The sequence below is a fragment of the uncultured Halovibrio sp. genome (assembly GCF_913056445.1).
GTDB lineage: Bacteria > Pseudomonadota > Gammaproteobacteria > Pseudomonadales > Oleiphilaceae > Halospina > Halospina utahensis_B.
The window spans coordinates 15,506-28,741 of the sequence record NZ_CAJXMA010000031.1; the positions used below are offsets into that span (position 1 = coordinate 15,506).

The 13,236-nt window shown below is 59.6% G+C and carries 14 protein-coding genes; all 14 read left to right on the forward strand.

Annotated elements, in window-relative coordinates; genetic code table 11:
• Nucleotides 1–8: 8 nt before the first annotated feature.
• Nucleotides 9–4,220, forward strand: a complete 4,212-nt coding sequence (gene rpoC / locus QZ501_RS08010) for a DNA-directed RNA polymerase subunit beta' (RefSeq protein WP_295718613.1) — start codon at nt 9–11, stop codon at nt 4,218–4,220.
• 100 nt (nt 4,221–4,320) lie between these two features.
• Nucleotides 4,321–4,695 (forward strand): 30S ribosomal protein S12, encoded by a 375-nt coding sequence (gene rpsL / locus QZ501_RS08015; RefSeq protein WP_151440456.1) that lies wholly within the window; start codon nt 4,321–4,323, stop codon nt 4,693–4,695.
• 167 nt (nt 4,696–4,862) lie between these two features.
• Nucleotides 4,863–5,333, forward strand: a complete 471-nt coding sequence (gene rpsG, locus QZ501_RS08020; RefSeq protein ID WP_151440455.1) for a 30S ribosomal protein S7 — start codon at nt 4,863–4,865, stop codon at nt 5,331–5,333.
• A gap of 18 nt (nt 5,334–5,351) precedes the next feature.
• Entirely contained in the window at nt 5,352–7,457 is a 2,106-nt protein-coding gene (fusA, locus tag QZ501_RS08025) for an elongation factor G (RefSeq protein WP_295718619.1), read from the forward strand.
• A 33-nt stretch (nt 7,458–7,490) separates the two neighbouring features.
• Nucleotides 7,491–8,684 carry an elongation factor Tu gene (gene tuf / locus QZ501_RS08030; RefSeq protein WP_077528630.1) on the forward strand — a complete coding sequence of 398 codons (1,194 nt, stop codon included), beginning with the start codon at nt 7,491–7,493 and terminating at the stop codon, nt 8,682–8,684.
• A gap of 189 nt (nt 8,685–8,873) precedes the next feature.
• Nucleotides 8,874–9,185: a 30S ribosomal protein S10 gene (rpsJ, locus tag QZ501_RS08035; RefSeq protein ID WP_077529290.1), complete on the forward strand. Its 312-nt coding sequence runs from the start codon at nt 8,874–8,876 to the stop codon at nt 9,183–9,185.
• 78 nt (nt 9,186–9,263) lie between these two features.
• A complete protein-coding gene (gene rplC, locus QZ501_RS08040) occupies nt 9,264–9,905 on the forward strand; it encodes a 50S ribosomal protein L3 (protein ID WP_151440453.1) in 642 nt (213 codons plus the stop codon).
• An 11-nt stretch (nt 9,906–9,916) separates the two neighbouring features.
• Nucleotides 9,917–10,525, forward strand: coding sequence for a 50S ribosomal protein L4 (rplD, locus tag QZ501_RS08045; RefSeq protein ID WP_151440452.1), 609 nt, complete (start codon nt 9,917–9,919; stop codon nt 10,523–10,525).
• Nucleotides 10,522–10,815 (forward strand): 50S ribosomal protein L23, encoded by a 294-nt coding sequence (gene rplW / locus QZ501_RS08050; protein WP_077529287.1) that lies wholly within the window; start codon nt 10,522–10,524, stop codon nt 10,813–10,815. Before rplD ends, rplW begins: the two co-directional genes overlap by 4 nt.
• 17 nt (nt 10,816–10,832) lie before the next feature.
• On the forward strand, nt 10,833–11,663 hold the full coding sequence (rplB, locus tag QZ501_RS08055; protein WP_151440451.1) for a 50S ribosomal protein L2: 831 nt from the start codon (nt 10,833–10,835) through the stop codon (nt 11,661–11,663).
• A gap of 18 nt (nt 11,664–11,681) precedes the next feature.
• Nucleotides 11,682–11,960, forward strand: a complete 279-nt coding sequence (rpsS, locus tag QZ501_RS08060; RefSeq protein ID WP_077529285.1) for a 30S ribosomal protein S19 — start codon at nt 11,682–11,684, stop codon at nt 11,958–11,960.
• A gap of 18 nt (nt 11,961–11,978) precedes the next feature.
• A complete protein-coding gene (gene rplV / locus QZ501_RS08065; RefSeq protein WP_077529284.1) occupies nt 11,979–12,311 on the forward strand; it encodes a 50S ribosomal protein L22 in 333 nt (110 codons plus the stop codon).
• A 10-nt stretch (nt 12,312–12,321) separates the two neighbouring features.
• On the forward strand, nt 12,322–13,008 hold the full coding sequence (rpsC, locus tag QZ501_RS08070) for a 30S ribosomal protein S3 (protein WP_077529283.1): 687 nt from the start codon (nt 12,322–12,324) through the stop codon (nt 13,006–13,008).
• A 12-nt stretch (nt 13,009–13,020) separates the two neighbouring features.
• Nucleotides 13,021–13,236, forward strand: a 216-nt coding sequence (gene rplP / locus QZ501_RS08075) for a 50S ribosomal protein L16 (protein WP_295718630.1), incomplete at its 3' end; no start/stop codon positions are given.

Genomic DNA, 13,236 nt, shown 5'->3' on the forward strand with positions numbered 1-13,236 from the left:
CCAATATTATGAAAGACCTGCTCAACCTGCTGAAGAACCAGAATCAGAAACAGGAATTTGATTCCATCCGGATTGGCCTCGCTTCTCCGGAAATGATCCGTTCCTGGTCCTTTGGGGAAGTCAAGAAACCGGAAACGATCAACTACCGGACCTTCAAGCCGGAACGCGACGGCCTGTTCTGTGCCAAGATCTTCGGGCCGGTCAAGGACTACGAGTGCCTGTGCGGCAAGTACAAGCGCCTCAAGCATCGTGGTGTAATCTGTGAGAAGTGCGGTGTCGAGGTTGCCCTGGCAAGCGTTCGCCGTGAACGCATGGGCCATATCGAGCTGGCGAGCCCGGTGGCTCACATCTGGTTCCTGAAGTCCCTGCCGTCGCGCATTGGTCTCCTGCTGGATATGACCCTGCGCGATATTGAGCGCGTGCTGTACTTCGAATCCTTCATCGTCATCGAGCCGGGCATGACCACCCTGGAGCGTGGCCAGTTGCTCAACGACGAGCAGTACTACGAGGCGCTCGAGGAATTCGGTGACGAGTTCGATGCCCGCATGGGCGCGGAAGCGGTGAAGGAGTTGCTGGGCGACATCAATCTCGGTGAGGAAATCGAGAAGCTGCGCGAAGATATTCCGCAGACGGCTTCCGAGACCAAGATCAAGAAGCTCTCAAAGCGCCTGAAGCTGATGGAGGCGTTCTACTACTCCGGGAACAACCCGCAGTGGATGATCATGGAAGTGCTGCCGGTGCTGCCGCCGGACCTGCGTCCGTTGGTTCCGCTGGATGGCGGCCGCTTTGCCACCTCCGACCTGAACGATCTCTATCGCCGGGTGATCAACCGTAACAACCGCCTCAAGCGTCTGCTTGAGCTCAATGCGCCGGATATCATCGTGCGCAACGAGAAGCGGATGCTGCAGGAGTCCGTGGACGCGCTGCTGGACAACGGCCGTCGTGGCCGGGCCATTACCGGTTCCAACAAGCGCCCGCTCAAGTCCCTCGCGGACATGATCAAGGGCAAGCAGGGCCGTTTCCGCCAGAACCTGCTGGGCAAGCGTGTGGACTACTCCGGTCGTTCCGTGATCGTGGTCGGTCCGTACCTCAAGCTCCACCAGTGCGGTATCCCGAAGAAGATGGCGCTGGAGCTGTTCAAGCCGTTCATCTTCTCCAAGCTCGAGCATCGCGGCCACGCCACCACCATCAAGGCGGCCAAGAAGATGGTTGAGCGTGAGGAAGGCCTGGTCTGGGACATTCTGGAAGAGGTCATCCGGGAGCACCCAGTCCTGCTGAACCGGGCGCCGACGCTTCACCGTCTGGGCATCCAGGCGTTTGAGCCGGTGCTCATCGAAGGCAAGGCCATCCAGCTTCACCCGCTGGTCTGCGCGCCCTATAACGCGGACTTTGACGGTGACCAGATGGCGGTTCACCTGCCGCTGACGCTGGAATCCCAGCTTGAGGCGCGGGCACTGATGATGTCCACCAATAACGTGCTGTCGCCGGCCAACGGCGAGCCCATCATCGTGCCTTCCCAGGACGTGGTTCTGGGCCTGTACTACATGACGCGCGAGCGTCTCCGTGCCGCGGGTGAAGGTCGCATCTTCGGTGACCTCGACGAGGTCGAGCGCGCCTTTGGCGCCGGTGAGGTGGATCTGCAGGCGAAGGTCCGCGTGCGTGTCACCGAGGTTGATCTCGATGACGAGACCGGTGAGCGTCACGTACAGACCAGCATTCAGGACACCACTGTGGGTCGGGCGATGCTGTACAACATCACGCCGGAGGGGCTGCCGTTCAGCCTGGTCAATCAGGCCATGGCCAAGAAGCAGATCTCGAAGCTGATCAACGCCTGTTACCGCGAAGTAGGCCTTAAGGAAACGGTGGTCTTTGCCGACCAGCTGATGTACACCGGTTTCCACTATTCCACCGTCTCCGGCTGCTCCATCGGCGTGAACGACTTTGAGGTCCCTGACGAAAAGTACACGCTGATTGAGGAAGCCGAATCCGAGGTCATGGAGATCGAGCAGCAGTTCGCTTCCGGTCTCCTGACTCAGGGCGAGAAGTACAACAAGGTGATCGACATCTGGGCCCGGGCCAACGACCAGGTCTCAAACGCCATGATGGACCGCCTGAGCAAGGAGCAGGTCATCACGCCTGAGGGCGAAGTGGCGAAGGATGAGAACGGCGAGGAGCTGACCCAGGAGTCGTTCAACTCGGTCTACATCATGGCCGACTCGGGCGCCCGTGGCTCTCCTGCGCAGATCCGGCAGCTTTCCGGTATGCGCGGTCTGATGGCCAAGCCGGATGGTTCGATCATCGAGACTCCCATCACGGCTAACTTCCGTGAGGGTCTGAACGTACTGCAGTACTTCATTTCGACCCACGGTGCACGTAAGGGTCTGGCGGATACGGCCCTGAAAACAGCCAACTCCGGTTACCTGACGCGCCGTCTGGTGGATGTCTCCCAGGATCTGGTCGTGACCGAGGAAGATTGCGATACGGATGACGGCATCCTGATGACGCCGCTGGTTGAAGGCGGTGACGTGGTCGTACCGCTGGGCGACCGGGTCCTTGGTCGTGTGACCGCGAAGGACGTATTCACCCCGGGTGATAAGAAGAACCCGGTGGTCGAGTCCGGTACCCTGCTGGACGAGAAGCTGGTCGACAAGGTTGAGCGTGCTGGCGTGGACGAGGTATGGGTCCGCTCGGCGATCACCTGTCACACGCGTTATGGCATCTGCTCGAAGTGCTACGGTCGCGATCTGGCGCGCGGGCATCAGGTCAACGTGGGCGAAGCCGTTGGCGTCATGGGCGCCCAGTCGATCGGCGAGCCGGGTACCCAGCTGACGATGCGTACCTTCCATATCGGTGGTGCGGCAAGTCGGGCTTCCGCTACGGACAACATTCAGGTCAAGCACGGTGGCAAGGTCCGTCTGCACAACCTGAAGTCCATCGAGAAGAGTGACGGCACCCAGGTGGTGGTTACCCGTTCCTCCGCGCTGGCGATTGCGGACGAACACGGGCGTGAACGTGAGTGGTACAAGCTGCCCTATGGCGCTGTCCTTGAGGTGAGCGAAGGGGCAGAGGTGGAAGCCGGTACAGTGGCGGCGAAGTGGGATCCCCACACGCACCCCGTTATCGCCGAAGCAGAGGGCAAAGTGCGCCTGCTCAACATTGAAGAAAACATCACGGTCCGCACCCAGACTGATGAGCTCACCGGGCTGTCGACCATCGAGGTGATGGATCCCAACGATCGGCCGGCCTCCGGTAAGGATCTGCGGCCGGCTGTTGAAGTGGTAGACGGCAACGGTGAGCCGGTCACCCTGGCGGGTGGTTCGCCGGCGCATTATTCGCTGCCGGCCAACGCGCTGGTAACGCTGCGCGAAGGGGATACCATGGAAATGGGCGACGTCATTGCCCGGATTCCGCAGGAAACCACCGGCACACGCGACATCACCGGTGGTCTGCCGCGGGTCGCGGACCTGTTCGAAGCACGCAAACCCAAGGATCCGGCTATTTTGGCCGAGGTCAGTGGTGTTGTTTCCTTCGGCAAGGAAACCAAGGGCAAGAAGCGCCTGGTCATCACACCGAAGGACGGCGACCCCTACGAAACGCTGATTCCGAAGTGGCGTCAGCTGAACGTCTTTGAGGGTGAAACCGTGGAGCAGGGCGAGGTCATCTCCGATGGTCCGTCCAACCCGCACGACATCCTGCGGCTGCTGGGGATCACCGAGCTGGCGAAGTACATCACCAACGAGATCCAGGATGTGTACCGTCTGCAGGGCGTGGGCCTGAACGACAAGCACATCGAGGTGATCTGCCGGCAGATGCTGCGCAAGGTTGAGATCCAGGATTCCGGTGACACCCGTTTCATCGCCGGTGACCAGGTTGAGTACACCCATGTGATGGAAGAGAACGAGCGGATGGAAGCCGAAGGCAAGATGCCGGCGAAGTTCCAGCGTGAACTGCTGGGCATCACCAAGGCTTCGCTGGCAACCGACTCCTTCATTTCCGCGGCGTCCTTCCAGGAGACGACGCGGGTACTGACCGAAGGTGCGGTTACCGGCAAGCGCGACTACCTGCGCGGTCTCAAGGAGAACGTTGTGGTCGGTCGCCTGATCCCGGCGGGTACCGGTCTGGCGTACCACGAGGAGCGCCGCCGTCGCCGCGAGGAGGCAGAGCAGCAGGTCAGCGCCGACGATGTTGTCGAGGCACTGAGTGCAGAGCTCAATAAGTAACCAGTTATCTTGACTGGAAGAGGGCTCGCACTTAAACTTGCGGCCCTCGCTGAACCGCCCAGACAGGGCGAAAACCGTCTGAAAACCGGAGTTAGTCTAGATGGCAACCATTAACCAGTTGGTTCGAAAGCCGCGTAAGCGCCGGGCTGCGAAAACCGACGTACCGGCGTTGCAGGCCTGCCCGCAGCGTCGTGGCGTCTGTACCCGTGTCTACACCACGACCCCGAAGAAGCCGAACTCGGCCCTTCGTAAGGTCTGTCGTGTGCGGCTGACGAACGGCTACGAGGTGGCATCCTACATCGGCGGTGAAGGCCACAACCTGCAGGAGCACAGTGTGGTCCTGATTCGTGGTGGCCGGGTCAAGGACCTGCCGGGTGTGCGCTATCACACCGTGCGAGGCACGCTTGACACCCAGGGTGTACAGGATCGTCGCCAGGGCCGTTCCAAGTACGGTACCAAGCGTCCGAAGTCCTGATCGGGATTTCGGTTTCAACAACAGTGATTCAGCAGGCTTTCTTTTATCGCCGGCAGTCGGTCGCTACGGATCGTCGGTGCCGATAAGAGTAAGGCCGGGTGGCGTCAGTGGGCGCATCATTCCGGAGCAACCTGAAGACCTGACAACTTTTACCTGAGGGCTTATCGATGCCAAGAAGACGCATTGCAACGAAGCGGGAGATCATCCCGGATCCGAAGTTCAACAGTGAACGACTGGCCAAGTTCATCAACCATGTGATGGAACATGGCAAGAAAGCGGTCGCCGAGCGTATTGTGTACGGCGCGCTGGACATTGTTGCGGAAAAGACCAACCAGGAGCCGCTCGAAGTTTTCGAGACCGCCCTGGAGAATATCCAGCCCATGGTCGAGGTGAAATCCCGCCGTGTTGGTGGTGCGACCTACCAGGTTCCGGTTGAGGTAAGGCCGTCACGCCAGGTGGCGCTGGCCATGCGCTGGCTGGTGGATTTCTCCCGGAAGCGGGGCGAAAAGTCCATGGTTCAGCGCCTCGCGGGCGAAATCCTTGATGCGGCCGGCAGCAAGGGTGCGGCGGTCAAGAAACGGGAAGACGTGCACCGTATGGCCGAGGCCAACAAAGCCTTCTCCCATTACCGCTTCTAATCGACCGAGGTATCTGACGTGGCACGTAAAACACCGATCAAAAGTTACCGCAATATCGGCATCTGCGCCCACGTGGACGCCGGTAAGACAACCGCAACCGAGCGGATCCTGTATTACACCGGTCGCAGCCACAAGATGGGTGAGACGCACGACGGTGCATCCACAACCGACTGGATGTCCCAGGAGCAGGAACGCGGGATTACCATTACCTCTGCGGCCGTAACCGCCTTCTGGCGTGGTATGGACCAGCAGTATAATGAGCACCGGATCAACATCATCGATACCCCCGGGCACGTTGATTTCACCATCGAGGTGGAGCGTTCCCTTCGGGTGCTCGACGGTGCTGTGGTGGTCTTCTGTGGCACCTCCGGCGTCGAGCCCCAGTCCGAGACGGTCTGGCGCCAGGCGGATAAGTATCACGTCCCGCGGCTGGTCTTCGTCAACAAGATGGACCGTGCCGGTGCGAACTTCTCCCGCGTCGTGGATCAGATCCGCGAGCGGCTGGGTTCCAGTACAGTACCGATTCAGCTGCCGATCGGCGCCGAGGACAACTTCCAGGGCGTGATCGACCTCATGCGGATGAAGGCGATCTACTGGAATGAAGCCGACCAGGGGATGACCTACGAGCAGACCGAGATCCCGAACGAGCTCAAGGAAGAAGCAGAGGCCGCGCGTGAGGCCATGGTTGAGGCGGCTGCCGAGGCCAATGAAGAGCTCATGGAGACCTATCTCGAGAAGGGTGAGCTCAGCGATGACGAGATCAAGAAGGGTCTGCGTACGCGCTGTCTCGAGAATGACATCGTGCTTGCGACCTGCGGTTCGGCATTTAAGAACAAGGGCATCCAGGCGCTGCTCGACAACGTTCTGGAATTCCTGCCGGCACCGGATGAGGTCAGGGCGATTACCGGCGTGGTCGATGACGACGGCACAGAGGAAACGCGTTCGGCCGACGACGATGCGCCGTTTGCGGCACTGGCGTTCAAGATCGCGACCGACCCGTTCATGGGCACGCTGACGTTCTTCCGTGTCTACTCCGGCAAGCTGGAAACCGGCACTGCCATCTACAACGCCAGCAAGCAGAAGAAAGAGCGTGTGGGCCGGATGGTCCAGATGCACGCCAATGACCGCGAAGAGATCAAGGAAGTGTTCTCCGGTGATATTGCGGCTGCCATTGGCCTCAAGAACATCACCACTGGTGACACGCTGTGCGATGAGAAGCACAAGATCGAACTTGAGCGCATGGAGTTCCCGGAGCCGGTTATCTCGGTTGCGGTTGAGCCCAAGTCCAAGGCTGAACAGGAGAAGATGGGGACGGCTCTGGGCAAGCTGGCTCAGGAGGATCCGTCTTTCCGCGTCTATACCGACGAGGAGTCCGGTCAGACCATCATCTCCGGCATGGGCGAGCTCCATCTCGACGTAATCGTCGACCGCCTCAAGCGCGAGTTCAAGGTCGAGGCGAACATCGGTAAGCCGCAGGTGGCCTACCGTGAGTGCATCCGCAAGCCGGTCGAGGTGGAAGGCAAGTTCGTCCGCCAGTCCGGTGGTCGCGGTCAGTATGGCCACGTCTGGATCAAGCTGGAGCCGCTGCCTCTGGATGACGAGGATTCCCCCACGTTCCTGTTTGAGAACAAGATCGTTGGTGGTGTGGTTCCCAAGGAATACGTTCCCGCCGTGCAGCAGGGTATCGAGCAGCAGATGCAGACCGGTGTTCTCGCCGGCTACCCCATCCTCGGTGTCAAGGCGACCCTGTTTGATGGCTCGTATCACGATGTGGACTCCAACGAGATGGCGTTCAAGGTCGCCGGTTCCATGGCGATGAAGCAGGGTGCACTGGATGCATCACCCGCGCTGCTTGAGCCCATTATGAAAGTTGAGGTTGTGACGCCCGAGGAGTTCATGGGGGACGTTGTAGGCGACCTGAACCGTCGCCGTGGTCTGGTCCAGGGCATGGAGGATACTCCGGCAGGTAAGGTGATCCGCGCCGAGGTACCGCTTTCCGAGATGTTCGGCTATGCGACGGACCTGCGTTCCGCGACCCAGGGGCGCGCCTCTTACGTGATGGAGTTCCACAATTACGGGGAAGCGCCGACCAGCATCGCGCAAGAGATCATGAACAAGAACTGATTGAAACGACAGAACAGAGCGAAGAGGTGAATCGTGTCTAAGGAAAAATTCGAAAGAGATAAGCCGCACATCAACGTGGGCACCATTGGTCACGTGGACCACGGCAAGACGACGCTGACGGCGGCGCTGACGCGCGTGAGTGCGGAAGTGTTCGGCGGTGAGGCGCGTGCGTTTGACCAGATCGACAACGCGCCGGAAGAGAAGAACCGCGGTATCACGATCGCGACCTCGCACGTGGAGTACGGTTCCGAGAGCCGTCACTACGCGCACGTTGACTGCCCCGGCCACGCTGACTATGTGAAGAACATGATCACGGGCGCGGCGCAGATGGACGGCGCGATTCTGGTGGTCTCCGCCGCTGACGGCCCGATGCCGCAGACGCGTGAGCACATCCTGCTGTCACGCCAGGTTGGCGTGCCGCACATCGTGGTGTTCCTCAACAAGGCCGACATGGTCGACGACGAGGAGCTGCTCGAGCTGGTTGAGATGGAAGTGCGGGAGCTGCTGAACGAGTACGACTTCCCGGGCGACGACACGCCGATCGTAACCGGCTCCGCGCTGATGGCGATGGAAGGCAAGGACGACAACGGCTACGGCACCACCGCGGTGGCGAACCTGATCAAGGAAATGGACGCGCACATTCCCGAGCCCGAGCGCGCCATCGATCAGCCGTTCCTGATGCCGATCGAGGACGTGTTCTCGATCTCCGGTCGCGGTACCGTTGTCACCGGCCGTGTTGAGCGCGGTGTGGTCAAGACCGGCTCCGAGGTGGAGATTGTGGGTCTGCGCGAGACGCAGAAGACCGTTTGCACCGGTGTTGAGATGTTCCGCAAGATGCTCGACGAGGGTCGTGCGGGTGAGAACATCGGCGCGCTGCTGCGTGGCACCAAGCGTGACGACGTTGAGCGTGGCCAGGTACTGGCCAAGCCGGGCAGCATCACGCCTCACACCAAGTTCGAGGGCGAGATCTACGTCCTGAGCAAGGACGAGGGTGGTCGTCATACGCCGTTCTTCACCGGCTATCGCCCGCAGTTCTACTTCCGGACCACGGACGTGACCGGCACCTGCGAACTGCCGGAAGGCGTCGAGATGGTGATGCCGGGTGATAACGTGAAGCTGGTAGCCACGCTGATCGCGCCGATCGCGATGGAAGACGGGCTGCGCTTTGCGGTACGCGAAGGCGGCCGGACTGTCGGCGCAGGCGTGGTGACCAAGATTATCGAGTAATCGGTGCCGCGCCCTGGAAAAAGGGGTTGCCGTCGCGCAGCCCCTTTTTTGGTTTCAGGGTCCATCCCTGTAACGGATTCTCTGAAGCAGTCCGTAGGTTGACGCCGTCACGCATGCGCCCTATAATGCGCATCCTTTTTACGGGTCGGCTTATACGAGCTGCCAACAACGATTGGAGTTTGGTGCAACATGCAGAGCCAAAAAATCAGAATCCGGTTGAAGGCGTTTGATTACCGCCTGATCGATCAGTCCACCCAGGAAATTGTCGATACGGCAAAGCGGACTGGTGCTCAGGTTCGGGGTCCTATTCCTCTGCCGACCCGGAAAGAGAAGTACACCATCCTGATCTCGCCGCACGTCAATAAGGACGCGCGTGATCAGTATGAGATCCGGACGCACAAGCGCCTTCTGGATATCGTTGAGCCTACCGAAAAGACAGTCGATGCTCTGATGAAGCTCGATCTCGCCGCCGGAGTGGATGTGCAGATCAGCCTGGGTTAACCCTTTAGTTAACCCCTCAGAGTGTAACTGTCTTTCAGGCCATAGAGGGTTGAAGCCCCGTACACTAAGAGGTGAACAATGGCGATTGGTGTTGTCGGCCGCAAGGCCGGTATGACTCGTATTTTTACCGACGAGGGTAACTCCATCCCCGTCACGGTGATTCAGGTTGATGCCAACCGGATTACCGAAATCAAGACGCCCGAGCGGGACGGCTACCGCGCGGTTCAGGTAACGACCGGTACGCGCCGTGCGAACCGGATTACCAAGCCGGAAGCGGGCCACTTCGCAAAGAATGGCGTCGAAGCAGGGCGCAGTCTCTGGGAGTTCCGGCTGGAAGACCAGTCAGAGGACGGAGAGCTGCAGCCCGGTTCCGAGCTTGACGTTTCCCAGTTTGAGGATGGTCAGTCGATTGATGTGACCGGCCAGTCCAAGGGCAAGGGCTTCTCTGGTACCGTCAAGCGCTGGAACTTCTCCACCCAGGACAAGACCCACGGTAACTCTCTCGCGCACCGCGCACCTGGCTCTATTGGTCAGTGCCAGTCTCCGGGCCGTGTATTCAAGGGCAAGAAGATGTCCGGTCAAATGGGTAATGCGCGCGTGACCAGTCAGAACATCGAGATCGTGCGTGTTGATGCCGAGCGGAATCTGCTGCTGGTTAAAGGGCCCGTCCCTGGCGCCAATGGCGGGGACCTGATCATCAAGCCCGCAGTGAAAGCCTAAGGGGTGGCGTGATGGAATTGACAGTGACAGGAAGCGGTAACGGTGTTCAGGTATCGGATGCCGCTTTTGGTAAAGAATTCAACGAATCGCTGGTGCACCAAGTCGTAACCGCCTACCTGGCGGCCGGCCGTCAGGGCAGCGTCAAGCAGAAGACGCGTTCTGAGGTCAGCGGCGGCGGTAAAAAGCCCTGGCGACAGAAGGGCACTGGCCGTGCCCGTGCCGGTACCATTCGCAGCCCGATCTGGCGCGGTGGGGGCACAACTTTCGCGGCGCGCCCGCGGGACTATTCGCAGAAGGTGAATCGGAAGATGTATCGTGGCGCGCTGCGCTCGATTCTCTCCGAGCTTGTGCGCCAGGAGCGTCTCGTGGTTGTGGACTCCATTACCCCTGATCAGCCGCGTACCAAGGTGTTCAACGCCAAGCTCCAGGAGTTGGGTGTTCAGCAGGACGCGTTGATTGTTTCTGACTCCGTTGAGCGGAATCTCGAGTTGGCATCGCGCAATATCCCGAACGTGGCGGTTTCCGATGTCCGGGGCGTGGATCCGGTGAGTCTCGTAGCGCACAACCACGTCGTGGTTACAGTGGATGCGCTCAAGAAGTTTGAGGAGATGCTGGGATGAATCAGGAGCGAATTTACAAGGTTCTGCTCGGCCCGCTGGTCTCTGAGAAGGCGACCATGGTTGGTGATCAGGGCCAGGTCGTGTTCAAGGTGGCTCCTGATGCGACCAAGCCTGAGATCCGCAAGGCGGTGGAGCAGCTGTTCAATGTGGACGTAACCAAAGTCCAGGTGAGCAACCGCAAGGGTAAGAACAAGCGCACAATCCATGGCATGGGTAAGCGTGACGATCTTCGCAAGGCGTATGTGCGCCTGGCTGATGGTCAGGATATTGACTTCATGGACGTGGAATAGGTTGAGGGGTTACAGACATGTCGATTGAGAAAACCAAACCGACGTCACCCGGTCGTCGCCACCTCATCAAGGTCCGTAATCCTGACCTTCACGGGGGTGCACCCTACGCGCCACTGGTGACCAAGCTCAGCAAGACGGGTGGCCGGAACAACAATGGCCGGATCACGTCCCGTCATATCGGTGGTGGCCACAAGCGCCATTACCGCCATATTGATTTCAAGCGCAACAAGGATGGTATTCCCGGCCAGGTAGAGCGTCTGGAGTACGATCCGAACCGTTCCGCCCATATTGCGCTGGTCAAGTACCAGGATGGGGAGCGTCGTTACATTATCGCGCCCAAGGGGCTCAAGCAGGGCGACAAGGTTCAGTCAGGGATCGATGCACCGATCCGGGCCGGCAGTACCCTGCCCCTGCGTAACATCCCTCTGGGTTCGGTGATTCATTGCATTGAGCTCAAACCCGGAAAGGGTGCCCAGATCGCGCGAAGCGCCGGTTCGTCGGTCCAGCTGGTCGCGCGTGAAGGCAACTACGCAACCATTCGGCTGCGTTCGGGTGAGATGCGCAAGGTGCCGGCTGATTGCCGTGCCACGCTGGGGGAGGTTTCCAACAGCGAGCACAGTCTCAAACAGTCCGGCAAAGCGGGTGCAACACGTTGGCGTGGCAAGCGGCCAACAGTACGCGGTGTTGCTATGAACCCAATTGACCATCCGCATGGCGGTGGTGAAGGGCGTACCTCTGGCGGGCGTCACCCGGTTACACCCTGGGGGATTCCGACCAAAGGACATAAGACTCGTAAGAACAAGCGTACTGACAAGATGATCGTACGTCGTCGTTCGGCCAAGAAATAACGTTTAGGGGAAGAAGCTGTGCCACGTTCTCTGAAGAAAGGTCCTTTTATAGACCTGCATCTGCTGAAGAAGGTTGAGGCAGCTCTGGAAAACAACAGCCGTAAGCCGATCAAAACCTGGTCGCGCCGCTCCACGGTGTTTCCGGAGATGGTAGGGCTGACCATTGCAGTGCATAACGGCCGGCAGCATGTGCCGGTCATGATCACTGAGGAAATGGTTGGTCATAAACTTGGCGAGTTTGCCGCGACACGCACGTTCCGCGGGCATGCTGCCGACAAGAAAGCGAAGAAACGCTGATTCTGAGGGGATTAAACGATGGAAGTAGCGGCTAAAACGAAAGGCGCTCGACTCTCGGCTCAGAAGGCTCGCCTTGTCGCAGACATGGTTCGTGGGAAGAGTGTCGAGGAAGCGCTGAATACACTGGCGTTCACACCGAAGAAAGCGGCCGGGATCATTCGCAAGACCCTCGAGTCTGCGATTGCCAACGCCGAGCATAACGAAGGCCTGGACGTGGATGAGTTGCGGCTTGCAACCATCTGTGTGGACGAGGGGCCGACGCTGAAGCGGATCCAGGCACGGGCCAAAGGCCGTGCAGACCGGATCCTGAAGCGCACGTGCCACATCACCGTCAAGGTTTCGGACGAGTAGGAGATACCCGATGGGTCATAAAGTACATCCAACCGGTATCAGGCTTGGCGTTGTCAAAGAGCACAACTCGGTCTGGTATGCGGAGAAAGGGGCTTACGCCCAGAACCTGTTGAAGGATATCGAGGTCCGCGAATTTCTCAATCGCCGGCTCGAGAAGGCCTCGGTCAGCCGGATTCTGATTGAGCGTCCCGCGCAGAACGCTCGGATTACGATCCATACCGCCCGTCCGGGGATTGTGATCGGCAAGAAGGGTGAGGACGTGGATAAGCTCCGAAAGGAGTTGACCGACATGATGGGCGTGCCCGTGCACGTCAACATTGAGGAAATCCGCAAGCCTGATCTCGACGCCAAGCTGGCTGCCCAGAGCGTGGCGAACCAGCTGGAGCGCCGCGTGATGTTCCGGCGCGCCCTCAAGCGGGCCGTACAGAATGCTATGCGCCAGGGCGCCAAAGGAATCCGGATCCAGGCGAGTGGCCGCCTCGGCGGTGCCGAGATTGCACGTACCGAGTGGTACCGGGAAGGTCGCGTACCGCTGCACACGCTGCGTGCGGACATCGACTACGCGCATTACGAGGCCCACACCACCTACGGGATCATCGGCGTGAAAGTCTGGATCTTCAAGGGTGAAATCCTGGGCGGTCTTGAGCAGGTACGGGCTGAAAAAGAAGCCGCTGCTCAGAAGAAAGCTCAGAAGTAAGGGGGTCTCCAAATGCTGCAACCGAAACGAACCAAGTTCCGCAAGGTACAGAAAGGCCGCAATCGCGGCATGGCCCATACAGGCAACAAGGTCAGCTTTGGTGAGTACGGTCTCAAGGCGACCGGTCGTGGGCGTGTCACCGCACGCCAGATCGAGGCGGCCCGTCGGACCATGACCCGCCGGATCAAGCGTGGCGGCAAAATCTGGATCCGTGTGTTCCCGGACAAG

What these genes read in the sequence shown, in the direction of transcription:
- rplC (WP_151440453.1), top strand. Translation starts at nt 9,264, where the DNA reads ATGGCGATTGGTGTTGTCGGCCGCAAGGCCGGTATGACTCGTATTTTT.
- rplW (WP_077529287.1), top strand. Translation starts at nt 10,522, where the DNA reads ATGAATCAGGAGCGAATTTACAAGGTTCTGCTCGGCCCGCTGGTCTCT.
- rplD (WP_151440452.1), top strand. Translation starts at nt 9,917, where the DNA reads ATGGAATTGACAGTGACAGGAAGCGGTAACGGTGTTCAGGTATCGGAT.
- rpsC (WP_077529283.1), top strand. Translation starts at nt 12,322, where the DNA reads ATGGGTCATAAAGTACATCCAACCGGTATCAGGCTTGGCGTTGTCAAA.
- rplV (WP_077529284.1), top strand. Translation starts at nt 11,979, where the DNA reads ATGGAAGTAGCGGCTAAAACGAAAGGCGCTCGACTCTCGGCTCAGAAG.
- rpsJ (WP_077529290.1), top strand. Translation starts at nt 8,874, where the DNA reads ATGCAGAGCCAAAAAATCAGAATCCGGTTGAAGGCGTTTGATTACCGC.
- rplB (WP_151440451.1), top strand. Translation starts at nt 10,833, where the DNA reads ATGTCGATTGAGAAAACCAAACCGACGTCACCCGGTCGTCGCCACCTC.
- rpsG (WP_151440455.1), top strand. Translation starts at nt 4,863, where the DNA reads ATGCCAAGAAGACGCATTGCAACGAAGCGGGAGATCATCCCGGATCCG.
- rpsL (WP_151440456.1), top strand. Translation starts at nt 4,321, where the DNA reads ATGGCAACCATTAACCAGTTGGTTCGAAAGCCGCGTAAGCGCCGGGCT.
- rpoC (WP_295718613.1), top strand. Translation starts at nt 9, where the DNA reads ATGAAAGACCTGCTCAACCTGCTGAAGAACCAGAATCAGAAACAGGAA.